This is a genomic window from Chryseobacterium hilariae, assembly GCF_051400735.1.
GTDB lineage: Bacteria > Bacteroidota > Bacteroidia > Flavobacteriales > Weeksellaceae > Chryseobacterium.
Genome location: NZ_JBLFFJ010000001.1, coordinates 523,098 through 539,410, shown reverse-complemented (window position 1 = coordinate 539,410; position 16,313 = coordinate 523,098). Strand labels below are relative to the sequence as shown.

Annotated in this window: 18 protein-coding genes; 12 read left to right on the top strand and 6 right to left on the bottom strand. The window is 36.7% G+C overall.

Annotated elements, in window-relative coordinates:
• Positions 1-276 precede the first annotated feature (276 nt).
• From ACMGDK_RS02620 to aroB, 4 genes are all read right to left on the bottom strand, one after another.
• Positions 277-969, bottom strand: a complete 693-nt coding sequence (locus tag ACMGDK_RS02620) for a porin family protein (RefSeq protein ID WP_436806502.1) — start codon at positions 967-969, stop codon at positions 277-279.
• A 4-nt stretch (positions 970-973) separates the two neighbouring features.
• A complete protein-coding gene (locus tag ACMGDK_RS02615) occupies positions 974-1,657 on the bottom strand; it encodes a porin family protein (protein ID WP_436806501.1) in 684 nt (227 codons plus the stop codon).
• Positions 1,658-1,914: 257 nt separating this feature from the next.
• Positions 1,915-2,547, bottom strand: coding sequence for a porin family protein (locus tag ACMGDK_RS02610; RefSeq protein WP_436806500.1), 633 nt, complete (start codon positions 2,545-2,547; stop codon positions 1,915-1,917).
• 280 nt (positions 2,548-2,827) lie between these two features.
• Entirely contained in the window at positions 2,828-3,874 is a 1,047-nt protein-coding gene (gene aroB, locus ACMGDK_RS02605) for a 3-dehydroquinate synthase (RefSeq protein ID WP_436806499.1), read from the bottom strand.
• A gap of 101 nt (positions 3,875-3,975) precedes the next feature.
• Here aroB and ACMGDK_RS02600 point away from each other — a divergent pair, with 101 nt between their 5' ends.
• A complete protein-coding gene (locus ACMGDK_RS02600; protein WP_436806498.1) occupies positions 3,976-5,160 on the top strand; it encodes a pseudouridine synthase in 1,185 nt (394 codons plus the stop codon).
• A 204-nt stretch (positions 5,161-5,364) separates the two neighbouring features.
• Here ACMGDK_RS02600 and pncA read toward each other — a convergent pair whose 3' ends face one another.
• Positions 5,365-5,970, bottom strand: coding sequence for a bifunctional nicotinamidase/pyrazinamidase (pncA, locus tag ACMGDK_RS02595; RefSeq protein WP_436806497.1), 606 nt, complete (start codon positions 5,968-5,970; stop codon positions 5,365-5,367).
• A gap of 202 nt (positions 5,971-6,172) precedes the next feature.
• On the opposite strand from pncA, the gene ACMGDK_RS02590 reads away from it, so the two are divergent.
• The 5 genes from ACMGDK_RS02590 to ACMGDK_RS02570 all read left to right on the top strand — a co-directional run bounded on the left by ACMGDK_RS02590 (position 6,173) and on the right by ACMGDK_RS02570 (position 9,432).
• Positions 6,173-7,315, top strand: coding sequence for a DEAD/DEAH box helicase (locus ACMGDK_RS02590; RefSeq protein WP_436806496.1), 1,143 nt, complete (start codon positions 6,173-6,175; stop codon positions 7,313-7,315).
• Positions 7,316-7,473: 158 nt separating this feature from the next.
• Positions 7,474-8,010: a YfiT family bacillithiol transferase gene (locus tag ACMGDK_RS02585; protein ID WP_436806495.1), complete on the top strand. Its 537-nt coding sequence runs from the start codon at positions 7,474-7,476 to the stop codon at positions 8,008-8,010.
• Positions 8,004-8,465, top strand: a complete 462-nt coding sequence (locus tag ACMGDK_RS02580) for a DUF1569 domain-containing protein (RefSeq protein ID WP_436806494.1) — start codon at positions 8,004-8,006, stop codon at positions 8,463-8,465. Before ACMGDK_RS02585 ends, ACMGDK_RS02580 begins: the two co-directional genes overlap by 7 nt.
• On the top strand, positions 8,462-8,839 hold the full coding sequence (gene ytxJ / locus ACMGDK_RS02575; RefSeq protein WP_436806493.1) for a bacillithiol system redox-active protein YtxJ: 378 nt from the start codon (positions 8,462-8,464) through the stop codon (positions 8,837-8,839). The genes ACMGDK_RS02580 and ytxJ overlap by 4 nt, the downstream gene beginning before the upstream one ends.
• Complete coding sequence (locus ACMGDK_RS02570) at positions 8,839-9,432, top strand: Crp/Fnr family transcriptional regulator (protein ID WP_436806492.1); 594 nt, start codon at positions 8,839-8,841, stop codon at positions 9,430-9,432. Before ytxJ ends, ACMGDK_RS02570 begins: the two co-directional genes overlap by 1 nt.
• A gap of 1 nt (position 9,433) precedes the next feature.
• On the opposite strand, the gene ACMGDK_RS02565 is transcribed toward ACMGDK_RS02570, so the two are convergent.
• A complete protein-coding gene (locus ACMGDK_RS02565) occupies positions 9,434-10,846 on the bottom strand; it encodes an aminotransferase-like domain-containing protein (RefSeq protein WP_436806491.1) in 1,413 nt (470 codons plus the stop codon).
• A 93-nt stretch (positions 10,847-10,939) separates the two neighbouring features.
• Here ACMGDK_RS02565 and ACMGDK_RS02560 point away from each other — a divergent pair, with 93 nt between their 5' ends.
• From ACMGDK_RS02560 to ACMGDK_RS02535, 6 genes are all read left to right on the top strand, one after another.
• Complete coding sequence (locus ACMGDK_RS02560) at positions 10,940-11,824, top strand: DMT family transporter (RefSeq protein WP_436806490.1); 885 nt, start codon at positions 10,940-10,942, stop codon at positions 11,822-11,824.
• 85 nt (positions 11,825-11,909) lie between these two features.
• On the top strand, positions 11,910-12,104 hold the full coding sequence (locus ACMGDK_RS02555; protein WP_436806489.1) for a hypothetical protein: 195 nt from the start codon (positions 11,910-11,912) through the stop codon (positions 12,102-12,104).
• Between the two features lie 410 nt (positions 12,105-12,514).
• Positions 12,515-13,129 carry a Crp/Fnr family transcriptional regulator gene (locus tag ACMGDK_RS02550; RefSeq protein ID WP_436806488.1) on the top strand — a complete coding sequence of 205 codons (615 nt, stop codon included), beginning with the start codon at positions 12,515-12,517 and terminating at the stop codon, positions 13,127-13,129.
• A gap of 283 nt (positions 13,130-13,412) precedes the next feature.
• The gene (locus tag ACMGDK_RS02545; RefSeq protein WP_436806487.1) at positions 13,413-13,715 is read left to right on the top strand and encodes a hypothetical protein; all 303 of its coding nucleotides are present in this window, start codon (positions 13,413-13,415) and stop codon (positions 13,713-13,715) included.
• A 14-nt stretch (positions 13,716-13,729) separates the two neighbouring features.
• Positions 13,730-14,116, top strand: a complete 387-nt coding sequence (locus ACMGDK_RS02540; RefSeq protein WP_436806486.1) for a hypothetical protein — start codon at positions 13,730-13,732, stop codon at positions 14,114-14,116.
• A gap of 59 nt (positions 14,117-14,175) precedes the next feature.
• The gene (locus ACMGDK_RS02535; protein WP_436806485.1) at positions 14,176-16,308 is read left to right on the top strand and encodes a catalase; all 2,133 of its coding nucleotides are present in this window, start codon (positions 14,176-14,178) and stop codon (positions 16,306-16,308) included.
• The last annotated feature ends 5 nt before the right edge of the window (positions 16,309-16,313 follow it).

Here is a 16,313-nt window from a genome sequence, read left to right as displayed (position 1 = left end):
AAATCCTTATTTAAAGGGCTTCTACGAGGGTTTTCCATATTGCATGGTTTATGTTTTTAACTGTTTTTTAAGAAAAATTATATTATGAAAATTTGTTTTATAAACATGATTTTAAGTAAAATTGACTTTATGTTGATAATTTAACATAGGAGTTAAAGTTAAAAAAATGAAGAAGCAACAATTGTAATATTGAATTATTGTAACCTTGTCAGTATGCACAGAATAAAAAATGTCGGACCAAAAAGGATCCGACATTAACTTGAAAATAGTATATTTCTATTTGAATTTATAAGCTAAACCAACCTGTAATGCATTATTTCTAACAGCATCATGTGTATTGTACTTATAGATATCTGTTAATCCGGCTGTAAACCTGGCTGTAACTGCAAGATTTTGAGTGAAATAATATCCTGCTCCGATACCTATTCCAAAATTGAATTTATTGAATAAGTCCATGGCAATTTTATCAGAATAACTCTGCGTACTGCTGGCTCCGTCCTGATTACTGATTTGAGTAAGGTCACCTTTAGATCTCCCACCCAGAAGGAATCCGAATTCAGGCCCTGCTTCTACATATAATTCAGGCAACAGATTATACTGAAGCATTAATGGTACCGAAAGATAGCTTAAAGAAAAAGTTTCTTTATTGTTCATTCTGGCGTCAGGAATATCAAAGTTTATGGTGCTTTCTATTTTTGAACCCAGCCCGTTATACAATATTTCCGGCTGAACACTGAATTTACCCGAAACCGGGATATTGACGAAGGCTCCTGCATTAAAACCAATTTTTGCCTTTCGTTCATAATTTGACCAATAATAAGTATCCTCATTTCCATCAGTATGAGAAGAAACATTCATTCCTCCTTTTACTCCAAAAGTAATGGGAGATTTAGATTTGGTTTCTGTTTTTTCCTGTGCAAATACCAATGAGCCTACTGTAATGGCTAATCCTAAAAATAATTTTCTCATATTATTATTTGAATTTATAAGCTACACCTACTTGGAATGCATTGTTTCTAACGGTATCTGCACTGTTTTCTTTAAAGATATCTGTAATACCCGCAGTAAATCTGGCTGTTACCCCAAAATTCTGTGTAAAATAATATCCGGCTCCAATACCGATTCCGAAATTGAATTTATTATATAAATCTTTAACAATTTTTTCTGAAAATGTTATTGTCTGCGTGTTCGTAGTATTTCCGGAAGTTTTGGTTGTGGTGATATCTCCTTTGTCTTTTCCGCCTAACAGAAATCCGAATTCCGGGCCTGCTTCTACATAAAGCTGAGGAAGGATATTATATTGTACCATTACAGGCACGGCAAGATAGTTCAGTGTTTTTTTATAATCTACTTCTCTGCTGTATCTGTCAGAATTTAAGTAATACACTTCTCTTTCTTCAGTTTTTGAACCTAATTGGTTAAAAAGAAGTTCCGGCTGGATGCTGAATTTCTCTGCAACCGGAATATTGGCAAATACTCCTGCGTTAAAACCAGGCTTCAGTTTCTGATCATTATCATACTGATCCACTTTACTTAGCGTTGAAGCGTTGAATCCAGCTTTAACCCCGAACGTAACGGGTGAAGAAGATTTAGTTTTTTCCTGAGCATTAACCGAAAGACTTGCTGCAATTGCTAATCCTAAAATTAGTTTTTTCATGATTATAAAGTTTTAATTTATTTTTCCCCTACTGCAGCAAAATTCCCGCCAAAGGGAGTAAACTTGATAAGAATCATGTTTAAAGCGAAAAGGTCAGGCTTAAATAAACCTGATCTTTTCTATTTGAAATCAATTTATATATATGAATAAACTTTCGTATGAAGACAAATTAAGAATTACATCATAAAAAACCGAATTAAATAAATTAATCCGGCTTTCTATTGAATATAAAATTTGTTTCTGAATGTTAAAGCTTACTATTTGAATTTATAAGCTAATCCTACCTGGAATACATTGTTTTTTACTGCATCAGATCCGTTAGGTCTGTCTTTAGCAACGTCTGTAAGACCTGCAACATATCTTGCTGTAAGACCGAAGTTCGGAGTGAAGTAATATCCTGCACCGATACCAATACCAAAGTTGAATGTTTTCAAATCATCTTTGTAGTTATCGGAAGTAGAAGAGTCTCCGTTATTCTCATTTTTTATTTTATTTTTTGCACTTACCAGGAATCCGAATTCTGGACCTGCTTCTAAATAAAGATTAGGGATCAGGTTATACTGGAACATTACCGGTACTGCGATATAATCTAATTTAGTTGAAGAAGAATATTTAGTTCCTAACAAAGTGTAATCTGCTTTTGCACCATACTGAGAATATAATACCTCAGGCTGAACACTGAATGATTCTGCTACTGGAATATTAGCAAATACACCTGCGTTGAAACCAATTTTAGATTTTTGATCATCCAAACCTTCGTCTTTAGAAAGAGAAGATACGTTCATTCCACCTTTTACACCAAATGTTACCGGGTTAGAAGAAGATGGAGTCTGTTGAGCAAATGCTAGTGAACTTGCAGTTACTGCTATTCCTAAAATTAACTTTTTCATAACTTTAATTTTTTTAATATTTTACTATTTCTAATTTTAAATTTTACTACTGTCAAAAACTTACTACTGAGTTTGACGCAGAGTATCTTTCAAATTGCTTGCCAAAAACAAATAATATGATAAAAGTCAGCAAAAAAATCAGCTTAAAATACAGACTAATTTTTTTTAATATGCTGATTATTAGATGTTTAGTAAAATAATTAAACGTTTGTTTAGATAGAATCTAAATTATTCATTCATTTAAAATAATAAAGAAAAATGACTCTTTTATATAAATCATTTAAGCATTATTCAGTTTTCTGTAAAAATCCAAAGATTTTAAAATGTTTTCCTGACTGCATTGGTGGTCATATGTACATGAGCCTATTCCTGAAAGCAATGAGAAATTAATTTTGCTGTCAGTATTCTTTTTATCGTTCAACAGAAGCGCAGTAATACTCTCATCCGTAAAATCGCTTATATCAAGATAAGGATAGTACCTCTGAATATTTTCAATAATAGCAGCTGCATCCTGTTGAGTAATAAGATCTTCAAGATAAGCCAGATGTGCCTCACAGATCATTCCCATGGCAACGGCTTCACCGTGAAGAATAGGGTTTCCCTGACTAAGGCAGAGACTTTCTACGGAATGTCCGATTGTATGTCCGAAATTCAAGGTCTTTCTAATGTTTCTTTCATGAAAATCTTTTTCCACGACGTCCTGCTTAATATCCATTGAAGTCTGGATGTGAGGAACTACAGCTTCTACATCAAGTTTATGAATCTGAATAAGACTTTCCCAATGCGCTTTGTCGGCAATAAGGCCATGCTTCAGCATTTCTGCAAAACCACTACGCAATTCTTTAAACGGAAGTGTTTCCAGAAATTTAGGGTAAATAAAGATTTGTTCAGGAAATGCAAAAGTTCCTACCATATTTTTATAATGCATAAGGTCTATTCCTGTTTTTCCTCCGATAGAGGCATCACACATTGATAAAAGGGTAGTAGGGATATTAATGAACTGAACTCCTCTTTTATAGGTAGAAGCCACAAACCCACCCATATCAGTAATCACACCGCCACCAAGGTTAATAACAAGCGCTTTTCTGTCTGCCTGCATTTCGGTAAGAATCTCCCATAGTTGGTTGGCCGTCTGAATGTTTTTCATTTCTTCACCAGCCTCAATTTCTAAAATTTCGAAATTTAAGTCTGTTTCCATGTTGCCTAATAGAACCGGAAGACAATATTCATGGGTATTTTCATCAACTAAAATAAAGATCTTACTGAAAGATTTTTCGTGCAGGAAAGTATTTAATTGAGAAAAATCATCGTTTAATATTGTTATCATTACTGGAGTTTCTTTAAAATTAAAATAAAACTATTCTGCAAAGTTATGATTCTTAATTTTTAACTCGTAACTAAATTACTATCTTTGCAGAAATTTTTAGAATGAGCAGAGATAACAATAATTCAGAAAGACCAAAAAGACCAAGAACTTCAACAAGAAACAATTCTGATGATTCTCGTGCTTCTAGATCTGGAAATTCTTCAGGATCAAAACCTTTTAAGAAGCCTTTTCCAAAAGCCGGAGAAAGAAATTCCGACTATAAAGGAAGCAGTTCGAAATTTGAGCCTAAACCTTTTAAGAAAAGCGGAGACAACCCTACGAACAGAGATGAGGACTCCGGGGCAAAAACTGAGAGCAGAGCCTACATTACCAATTCAAGTGAAGGACGTGAGAGAAAAACTTTTGGTAAATCAGCTCCCAAAAAAGGCGGAAAAAGTTTTGATACCAGAGACAAGTATGAAAGAGGCAGCCTGAAATACGGAAGAAGACCATCAGGAGGAGATGGCAAAAATGATGATAAGGCAAGATCTTTTGTACAGAAAAGAAGGTTAAACAAAATTGAGAAAGATGTTCATAAGGACACCATCCGTCTGAACAAGTATATTGCCAATTCCGGGATCTGCAGCAGAAGAGAGGCTGACGAACTGATTACGCAGGGACTTGTGGAAGTAAACGGACAGGTGGTAACTGAAATGGGATATCAGGTCCAGAAGACCGATAAAGTAGTTTTTGACGGACAGGGTATTACCCCGGAAAAACCGGTATATGTGCTTTTAAACAAGCCAAAGGGTTATATTTCTACAACTAAGGACGACAAAGCCAGAAAAACAGTAATGGATCTGGTTGCTAATGCATCGCCATACCGTTTGTTTCCTGTAGGAAGACTGGATCGTTCTACAACCGGAGTTATTCTTTTGACGAATGACGGGCATATGACGAAAAAATTGACTCACCCTTCTTTTGACGCCAAAAAAATCTATCACGTAACCCTGGATAAGAAACTGACCCATGAAGATATGAAACTGATTGTGGAAGGGATCCGCCTTGATGAAGGGGTAGCTGTTGTAGACCAGATTTCTTTTATTGAAGGAAAACCGAAAAATGAGATAGGAATCGAAATTCATATTGGATGGAACCGTGTGATCAGAAGAATTTTCCAAAGACTTGGATACGAAGTGGAAGCTTTGGACAGAGTGATGTTTGCAGGTCTTACGAAAAAGAATATCAAACGTGGACACTGGAGAATCCTTACAGATCTGGAAGTTAATAATCTTAAAATGCTTTAATAGTTTTGAGTTATAAATTATGATTGACGAATCTATAGATTCCGGATCATAATTGAATGCTCAGGCTAAATCATTTAAGAAAATTATACGTATTAAAAAGGCGCAGAAATAAAATTTCTGCGCCTTTTCTTTATTCTTATTGGTTTATTTATAATTGAAAGCAATTTCCAGAGCTTTCAAAAACTCATTATTTATACTAAAATCCTATCCGAGAACTGTAACTCCTTTCTGGATCATTTCATAAATAGCATCTCTGCCATTATCCGGTTTTACATTAACGGCTTTCGTTCCATTGAAATGAAGACATGTAATATATCCGTTTGCAATGGCATCCGTACACGTAAACTTTACACAATAATCCATCGCAAGACCAACGACTTCAAGCAACTGAATCTCGTGATACTTTAAAAAATCATCCAGCCCAGTTTTCATAAAGTGATTGTTATCCTGAAAACCGCTGTAGCTGTCAATTTCTGTATTTTTCCCCTTTTGGATAATGTGGGTTACTTTATCTCTGTTCAGATCTTTATGGAATTCTGCTCCGAAAGTACCCTGGATACAATGATCCGGCCACATAAACTGTGGTACGCCGTTCAGGATAATACTTTCGCCAACTTTTCTGTTGTTGTTGCTGGCAAAACTTTTATGGTCAGCAGGATGCCAGTCCTGTGTAAGAACGATCTGGTCATATTCATTTTCTTCCATCAGAAGATTGATGTATGGAATAATCTCATTGGCTTCCGGAACTGCTAAGGCGCCGCCTTCACAGAAATCATTCTGTACATCTACGATTATTAACGCTTTTTTCATATTTAGATTTCTCGAATTTTGATAAAATTACTCAAAAAATTGTCCAAAACTGAATTATCGGACAAATCGGCAATATAATTTTAAAAAAACAGATAGAGCAAGTCTTGGAAATTAAAATAATTAATCTTTTGCTTATAGGAGATACAATTTCGGGCTATCTGTCAAATATCAATAGCTTATCTTTGCCGTAAATAAGTATTTTATGTCATTTGAGTCTTTAGGATTATCACACAATATTATTCGTTCTGTCAACAAATTAGGTTATCTGAAGCCATTTCCGATTCAGGAGCAGGCTGTTCCTGTCATTCTTCAGGGAAAAGACCTGATGGGAATTGCGCAGACAGGTTCCGGAAAAACAGCTTGTTTTGTGATGCCTATTTTAGAAAAATTACAGAATTCAGAGGTTAAAAAAGACCGTAATGTTCAGGTTTTAATATTGGTTCCTACCCGTGAGCTGGCGATTCAGATTGATGAAGTTTTCAGGGCTTTCACAGAAAATTTAAAACGTGAAGTCCGTACTATGGCTGTTTATGGTGGTGTTTCTATCAACCCGCAGATGAAAGGAATGTTTGGCGTAGAAATTCTTATTGCAACGCCCGGCCGTTTATTAGATTTAATTGATCATAATGCGTTGAGTATTTCAGGAATCCAGCATTTAGTGATTGATGAGGCAGATAAAATGTTTCAGTTAGGTTTTGGTGAAGAAATGAATAAGCTTTTCGCGCTGATGCCTGTAGTGAAACAAACAACCTTGTTTTCAGCAACTTTAAATGATAAGGTTTCTGAAATGAAGGAACGTTTATCCATTAATCCCACGATTATTGAAATTAAAAAAGAAGAAGTAGAAATTGATAATATCGAGCAGCTGGCGTATCATGTTTCTCCGGAAAATAAAGGTCCGTTTTTACGGTATCTCATCAAAGAAAAAAAAGTTGAAAAAGCTCTGATATTGGTTTCGTCTACAAGATCTGCTGATAATTTAGTGGAAAAGCTTAAAAAGAATAAAATTAAAGCCGTAGCCATTCACAGTCAGAAATCACAGGGTGCCCGTAGAAATAATTTAGAAGAATTTAAAGTAAATGGAGCCCAGATTTTAGTCGCTACAGACCTTATTGGCCGTGGTATCCATATTGAATCTTTACCTTGTGTGATCAATTATGAATTGCCGCGCTCGCCTTTAGATTACATTCACAGAATTGGTAGAACGGGAAGAGCGGGCGAAAAAGGAACTGCCATTACTATTCTGACGGATGACGAACTGCAGCATTTCAGGGTGATTCAAAAGAAGATGGGCAGGAAAGTGACCTTACAGAGAACAGAGGGAATTGATCTGCATGGTTATTAGCAGATGAATTAATTACATAGGCTTCAATTTTAGAATTGAGGCTTTTTTATTTTTTCATTCAGTATACTTTTGAATTTTTTTTATTGGCTTTCTGCTTTTCTTGTAGTAATTTTATCACAACAAAAAACTCACTAAACATACCACCAAGAAAATTAAAAATGAACGATTTAGAGCAAAAAAGATTTCCTATAGGTCAGTTTCAGCAGTCTGAAAACATCTGTGACACCAAGCTCGATGAGCATATTAAAGTCATCAAGAATTTTCCGGGGAAACTGAAAGACCTGATTGAGAACTTTACCGATGAGCAATTAGATATCCCTTACAGAGAAGGAGGGTGGACGGTCCGGCAACTTGTTAATCACATTGCAGACAGCCATATCAACAGTTTTATACGTTTTAAGCTGGCCCTTACAGAAGACAATCCCGTGATCAAGCCTTATGATGAAGCCAAATGGGCAGAACTTCAGGATAGTGTCAACATGCCCATAAAGCCTGCAATGAGAATGATTAAAGGAACACATCAGAGATGGACAGTCCTGCTTAATACTCTTACCAATAAACAGTTCGAAAGAACCTTCCAGCACCCTGAACAGAATGCAAATTATGATCTGAGGCATTATCTTGCTTTTTATGTATGGCACTGTAATCATCATTTTGCTCACATTGAAAATCTGAAGAGAGAAAAAGGGTGGTAAAAAAAAGTCTGCATAATCCGGTTTATTTTGAAGAAATTGTTTACAGGATTTCCCTCCTTACTAAAAATACTCAACAAAGATGGGGGAAAATGAGCGTTTCCCAGATGCTGAGACACTGTGATTTTGTTCTTCAGGTAGCTTTAGGAAAAATTGAACTTTCAAAGATTAACATCTTCTTTGAAGCCATAGGAGTTATAACCAAAATAGAAATGCAGATCTTTAACAACGGAATTCCCCGAAACATGCCTACTTTTCAAAAACTAATCGTTAATTTTGAATGTGATTTTGATGAATCAAAAACCAATCTGCTGAATACACTGAAAGATTTCCGGGCAGCATCTGAAAATAAAGATCTTCCGGACCATCACAGATTATTCGGGAAAATGACTGAAAAAGACTGGGGATTTTTAGAATACAAACATCTTGATCATCATTTAAAACAATTTAATGTATGAGTTTTTTTGATAAAATATTCGGAGGAAAAGAAAGCAACCCTGAGCATCAATCCTTCTGGAAAAAAATAGAATCTGAGGAAGACCTGGCCAAAGCCATTGAAGCTTCCCATCACCATAGAATTGCTATTTTCAAACATTCAACACGCTGCTTCATCAGCAAAACAGTATTGAAAAATTTTGAAAAAGAAATAGATAGTTTAGATAATAAGCTGGATTTATATTTCTTAGATTTGCTGGAATACAGATCCATTTCCAATAAAATTTCCGAAGACTTTGGAATCAGGCATGAAAGCCCGCAGCTGATTGTAATTGAAGATGGAAAGGTCATTAACAGTGCGTCGCATGAAGATATATCCGCAAGCCAGATTTCATAATGAAGAATATTAACACATATTTAGCCAAAGTATTAAATGTTCCTTTAGAAAAAGTGAACACGTGTAGCTTACACTATGAAGTAAAGAAAATACCTAAAAATCAATTTCTTTTACAGTACGGTGAGGTCTGCAGGCATATATTCTTCGTAGAAAAAGGGCTGTTGAAAATGTACTCCATTGACAAGAACGGGAAAGAACATATTATACAGTTCGCCCCGGAAAGCTGGCTGATTTCTGACCGAAGCAGTCTTTACTTCAACGAAAAATCAATTTACTATATAGAAGCAGTGGAAGATACAGAGGTTCTGTTTCTGCACCCCGATTTCTTCAACAATCTCGTAGAACAGTTCCCAAACAGTATCGAAAGAAGTGACTTTCTTTTACAGAAGCACATCAGAAGCCTGCAGAACAGGATCAATTCTTTATTGGGTGAAACTGCAGAAGAAAGATACATGAAATTCATTAAAATGTATCCCGATCTTCTTTTGAGAGTTCCACAGTGGATGATCGCGTCTTACCTTGGAATCACGCCTGAAAGTCTTAGCAGGGTAAGAAAAGAGCTGGCGCGGAAAAATTTTGTTCCGGACAGATAAATCAGATCTTTTTTGCAAGAGTTCCAACCTGCTGAAGACATAGCTTGGTTTCTTCCGTCCACGGGAGACCTATACACAGACGCATGCAGTTTTCAAACTGATCCTGCAGGGTAAACATCCTGCCCGGAGCAATACTGATATTCTGTTTAATGGCCAGGTCATAGAGTTCAGTAGTACGGATATTTTTATCAAACTCCACCCACAGGGAAAGACCTCCTTGCGGGCGGCTTGTTTTTGTGCCTTCAGGGAAATAGTCTGCGATGGTCTGTACATAATTCTGATAATTATTCTGAAGGGCTCTCCGCATTTGCTGAAGGTGCTTTTCATACTTCCCGGACTTGAGGAAATTAGCTACCGCTTCATTAACAATAGAAATAGATGAAGTGGAGTGGAGCAGTTTAAGCTTCATTATTTTATCCTTATATCTTCCCGGTGCAATCCATCCTACGCGGTATCCCGGAGCCAGTGTCTTTGAAATTGAGCTGCAGTATAGCACATTTCCGTCTTTGTCGAACGACTTGCAGCATTTCGGGCGGCCAGGTCCAAAATAAAGATCACCGTATACATCATCTTCTATCAGGGGAATCCCGTTTTCAGAAAGAATTTTTACGATCTCTTTTTTATTTTCGTCCGGCATACAGCTTCCCAGCGGCGAATTGAAATTAGGAATTAACAAACATAGATTAATCTGTGGAATCACTTTTCGAAGAGCTTCTATTTCAATACCAGTCGTCGGGTGGGTAGGAAGTTCAAGCACATTTAATCCCAGTCCGTTCGCCAGCTGTAAAATACCCGGATAGCAGGGGCTTTCAATGGCTATTGTATCGCCGGGCTTGCCTAAAGCCATCAGGCAGAAAGACAGTGCATTCATGCCGCCGTTTGTGGTAACGAGATCGTTTTCGCTGAGATTTCCGCCCCATTGCAGGGAACGCACCGCAATCATTCTCCGCAGCTTTAAATTCCCCTGAAGTTCCTCATACTCCGTTCCGCCGTCTTTTAATTCACGGGTTGCATTAATGATCTCCTTCTTTAATTTGGCCTGTGGCAGAAGATCTCCCGAAGGAATTCCTATAGAAAAAAATGTCAGCCCTTTTTTACCCATATTTTCATAAACCTTGCTGATCAGTTCGTCCGGTTCATCATTATTGGCAATCAGAGAAGGCCGGCTTACTTCAGGAAGAGGAAGCTTCACAGACATTAATCTGCTGACAAAATAACCTGATTGGGGTTTGGATTCAATTAAAGACTGTGACTCAAGTTCAAGGAAAACACGTTTTGCCGTATTCATACTTACCTGATGCTCCTGACACATCATTCTTACGGAAGGAAGCCTGTCTCCTGCCTTCAGTACACCATTCCTGATCTGGGAAGCAATCCTGTCAGCAATTTCTGTATAGATAAATTCTTTGCTCATTTTTTATAACTGTGCTCATGCAAATGTACAAAACTGAGACTGTGTTTATTCATTTTTGAGCTTTAATTTTGGATTATCAAAAAAATATAGAAAATGATGACAGATAAAATTTCTAAAGATGAAAATATAAGCGGATGGATCAACGGTTTTATAGGAGTAGTATTATTTAGCGGAGGACTGCCTGCTACCAAATTGGCCGTGATGGAAATGAGCCCGATTTTTGTAACAATAGTCCGCGCTGCGATTGCGGGCATACTGGCTTTTATCGTCTTATGGATAGGCAGAGAAAAACGCCCAGTTAAAAAACAGCTGATTCCTTTGCTTTTGGTTTCCCTTGGCTGTGTGATAGGTTTTCCCCTTCTTTCCGCACTGGCACTTCAATATCTTACTTCGGCACATTCCATTGTATTCTTGGGAATGCTGCCTCTGGCAACTGCTGTATTCGGAGTTTTCCGTGGCGGAGAAAGACCGCATCCTATATTTTGGTTTTTCTCTGTTATCGGGAGCCTTTTGGTAATAGGATACGCTGTTTCGCAGGGAATATCTGCTTCACCTGTTGGCGACATCCTTATGCTTCTTGCGGTTATCCTTTGCGGTATGGGATATGCCGAAGGGGCAAAGCTTTCAAAAACATTAGGTGGATGGCAGGTGATTTCCTGGGCTCTGGTACTGGCTTTGCCGGTCATGATTCCTTTATTTTTCATTTACTTTCCGGATCATATTGAGACCGTAAGTTTCCAGGGATGGTTTGGGATGGCTTACATTTCCCTTTTCAGTATGTTCATTGGGTTTATATTCTGGTATAAAGGTCTGGCACAGGGAGGTATTGCTACGGTAGGACAGCTGCAGCTGTTACAGCCTTTTTTCGGACTGGCCCTTGCCGCCTACTTTCTTCATGAACAGGTGAGCATAGGAATGGTGGGAGTCACCATTGGAGTTATTTTATGTGTTGCAGGAACTAAAAAATTTGCAAAATAATCAAGAATAAAACATTATGATCAAGGTCATAAAGGACGTTTTATAAATGAGTTATCTTTGAAACACATTACAAAATATATCTATTATGAAATTTACCATCGTATTAATGCTATTAGGCCTAACTGTATTGAGCTGCAAAAAGGAAACAAAAGTAGAAACTTCTACCACAACAACAGACAGTGTAATAATTGATACCGAACCAGCAAACACAGCTGTTACTACGACCCCGGTGCCTTCTGATACTATCCGTACTACAGATACTGCAACTGTGAAAAAATAGACAGCGAAGGCCATCAAAAAATAATTTACACTTACAGACCCATAAACCCGTCTTAAAAAACGGGTTTTTATTATCCTTCAGTTATCTGCAAGGGTTATTTTATTGTATATATAATTTAATTTATTAATATTTTAAATAATAAATTATTTTTATATTAAATAATCAACATATAATTTAATTATAATGTAATTTAACAAATATTTTAACTTAACTTAACAATTTAGTCAATCAATAAGGTTCAATATTTGCATATGATTTAGAGAAGCTGATTTTCAATAGAATTTTTTGATATCAGGATTGGAGAAGGAAAATAAAAAGTTCAGAATAATATGATTGAATTTTTTTTATTAAAAAAGCGGTTTCAATAATAAATTTCACTATTTTTTATTGAAAATATTTTACAAAAAACTATGAAAACAATTAGCTGCATGAATATAGCCGCAGAAGTGCTATACTCATATGGAGGAGAAACCAAACAATACAAAAAAGGTGAGATTATATACAGAGAAGGAGACCATTCTCTTTATTATTTACAGATCATAGAGGGAAACGTGAAGCTGAACAATTATGATGAAGAAGGTAAAGAATTTATACATAACATTCTCGGAAAAAATCAGAGCTTTGGAGATTCAATGCTCTTTTTAGATAAATTTTATCCTATGAATGCCATTTGTATCAATCCTTTGGAAATTATAAGAGTCCCGAAAGATCAGTTTCTTAAGTTAATAAAGACAGACCCAAAGCTTTCTTTGGAAATGAATGCATGTCTTTCTCACAGGCTTTATTTCAAAGCGATTATGCTTCAGAATATGGCATCCCTGAACCCTGCTTCCAGACTTACAGGGCTTCTTGATTATCTCAAAAGCTATCATGATGACAGCTGCGGAAGCTGCTTTCAGGTACAGCTTACAAGACAGCAGATCGCCAATCTGGTAGGTTTGCGTGTAGAGACAGTGATCAGAGCATTAAAAAAGATGGAGAAAGAAGGAAACGTTACTATAGAAAACAGGAAAATTATTTATTAATGCGGGTTTAATATGACTGAGGTCATAAAAAAGTGAATTATTCTGGCGTACATTTGAAATATAAGTTTCAATACAATTCTTAAAACCGGGAAGAACAGCTGAAAACTTCAGGCTTTTCAGATGATTAAAAAATCCGGTTATTGCTCTACAGCATGAGGCAGAAGATTGCCATATGCCATTCATATTGATTTATAAAACTCAGTAGGAATACTGAAAATAACAGCAGTTCAGAGAAATTGATGTTGAAGCTTTCACCAAAGAATATAACCACAATTACTCAAATATGGATTGTCAGAAAATAGTAAAGACTTTGAAGCATAAAGACTTCGTTAAAGTTTCCAATAAAGGGAATTGGTTTGAAGATGGCGCAGCTATCTATGCTAAAGAAATAAAAGATAATATTTTTTTATTGTTTGTAATCCTTAAAGATATTGAGATTGAAAATATCCAGGCTCTGATTGCACATTTTGACTGTTTCGGCAGTATAGGGTTGAAAGAACCTGAGCAGATCATGTTCTATCTTTCCGTTAAAGATAAGGAAGATCTTCATTATTTTGAGAAATATTTAAAAATTTCCGATAACTAATAACCGCTACGAATATGATATTTGAAAATGACACTTTAAAACATTCCGGATTGTATGATAAAAACAATATGATAGAGAATGAATCTCTGTTCCCAAGTGCTATCAATTCTTACGGAGTTACCGCTTTTCTGATTAAATCATTAGAAAAGATAAAAAATAATGCAAAATGTGATATTCTGAAAAATGTAATCGACACTTATATTAAAGAATATATTCTGAATATCCGCGAATATCATGGTAAAAGAACTATTTCTCCGGAAAATCTGAATACAGAGATAAATATTGAAAATTCACACTTTACGCTTTATGCCAAAACAGCATATTATAAAGTATTGAAAGAAGAGGAATACCTCAATAAACTGCTAAACACTTTAGAAAAAGATGGGACAGAAACAAAATGATCCCATAAAATATTTTAGTTTGACTTTTAACCTTCACACCACATTAAAGATATATTGATATGAAAAATGATACCCAAAACAACAAGAAGTTAGGCCAGCTTGAAGCACACAGCACTTCTAATGAAAACGAAAAACTAACCACTAACCAAGGGCTGAAAATCAACAATAACCAGGATTCGTTAAAATCCGGAGACAGAGGTCCTACCTTGTTGGAAGACTTCATTTTAAGAGAAAAGATAACCCATTTCGATCACGAAAGAATTCCCGAAAGAATCGTTCATGCAAGAGGTTCGGGAGCACATGGTGTTTTTAAACTGAATAAAAGCCTTAGCGCTTATACTAAAGCAAAATTTTTATCAGAAGTAGGAAAGGAAACTCCTGTTTTTGTAAGATTTTCAACCGTAGCCGGAAGCAAAGGAAGTACTGATCTGGCGAGAGATGTAAGAGGTTTTGCCATAAAATTTTATACCGAAGAAGGAAATTATGACCTTGTAGCGAATAATATGCCTGTCTTTTTCATCCAGGATGCCATTAAATTCCCTGATCTGGTTCATGCTGTGAAACCTGAGCCGGATAATGAGATTCCGCAGGCTGCTTCTGCACATGACACATTTTGGGATTTCATTTCGCTGATGCCGGAAAGTATGCACATGATTATGTGGCTCATGAGCGACAGAGCAATTCCAAGAAGTTTAAGAATGATGGAAGGTTTTGGAGTTCATTCCTTTAAATTTATCAATGAAGAAGGAAAAGCTCATTTCGTTAAATTCCATTTTAAACCTAAACTGGGAGTACATTCTGTGGCCTGGGACGAAGCTCAGAGAATCTCCGGGGTAGATCCTGATTTCCATAAAAGAGATTTATGGGAAGCTATTGAAAACGGCGCTTATCCGGAATGGGACTTCGGCGTGCAGCTGATTCCGGAAGAGAACGAACATCAATTTGATTTTGACCTTCTGGACCCTACAAAGCTGATTCCCGAAGAAGAAGTTCCCGTAGAGATCATCGGAACCTTAACCCTCAATAAAAATCCGGATAATTTCTTTGCAGAAACAGAGCAGGTAGCTTTTCACCCGGGACATTTGGTTCCCGGAATAGATTTCAGCAATGATCCTTTGCTTCAGGGAAGACTATTTTCATATACAGATACCCAGTTGTCAAGATTAGGATCGCCCAATTTTCATGAAATACCAATCAACAGGTCTATCAATACAGTCCATAACAACCAGCGTGACGGACATATGAGACAGCAGATAGTCAAAGGAAAAGTAAGCTATGAGCCTAATTCCATCGGAGGCGGATGTCCCTTTCAGGCCATGATGTCAGAAGGCGGATTTACTTCCCATCAGGAAAGAGTTTCGGGTGAAAAGATCAGAAAAAGAAGCCAGAGCTTTGTAGACCATTATTCACAGGCAAAATTATTTTATAACAGCCAGTCGGTTCCCGAGCAGACCCATCTTCAGAACGCCCTTGTGTTCGAACTGTCGAAGGTAACAATTCCGGAGATCAGAGAAAGAATGGTAGGACAGCTGAATTTTATTGATATAACACTTGCCAAAAAAGTTGCTGAAAAATTAGGGGTAACCGTCAAAAAATTAAAACAGCCTAACCAGAGCATTCCTGCTGATGCTAATATCGCAGAGCTTCAGAGTGAAGAAAGAGAGCCTAATACGAAAGTATCTCAGGCGCTAAGCATGAAAGATACCGTTAAGGACACTATCAAAAGCAGAAAGATCGGGTTTATTATTGCCAATGGCGCAGATGGAGCCGCTCTTAATAGTCTGAAGACAAAACTTGAAAAAGAAGGAGCAAAAGTAGAAATTATCGCACCGAGTTTGGCACCCGTTACAACCGATGCCGGCCCATTAACACCAAAACATTCTCTTACAAGTACGGCCAGTGTCTGCTTTGATGCTTTGTACATCGGTGCCGGAGAAAAGTCTGCAGCCGAATTGATGGCTCCCGAAAACAGGCATCTTGCTCTTCGTTTCATCAATGAAGCCTATAAACATTGTAAGGCCATTTATTTCGGGGCAGGCACAGAAGAATTATACATGAGCAGTAATATAGCCATGAAACAACATGAAGATCGTGCTGTAATTATTTCAAAAGACGGTGGTTCCGATAAACAGTTTATTACAGCAATAGCCGGACACAGAGTCTGGGATCTTGAAATAGAAAGAAATATGTAGACATA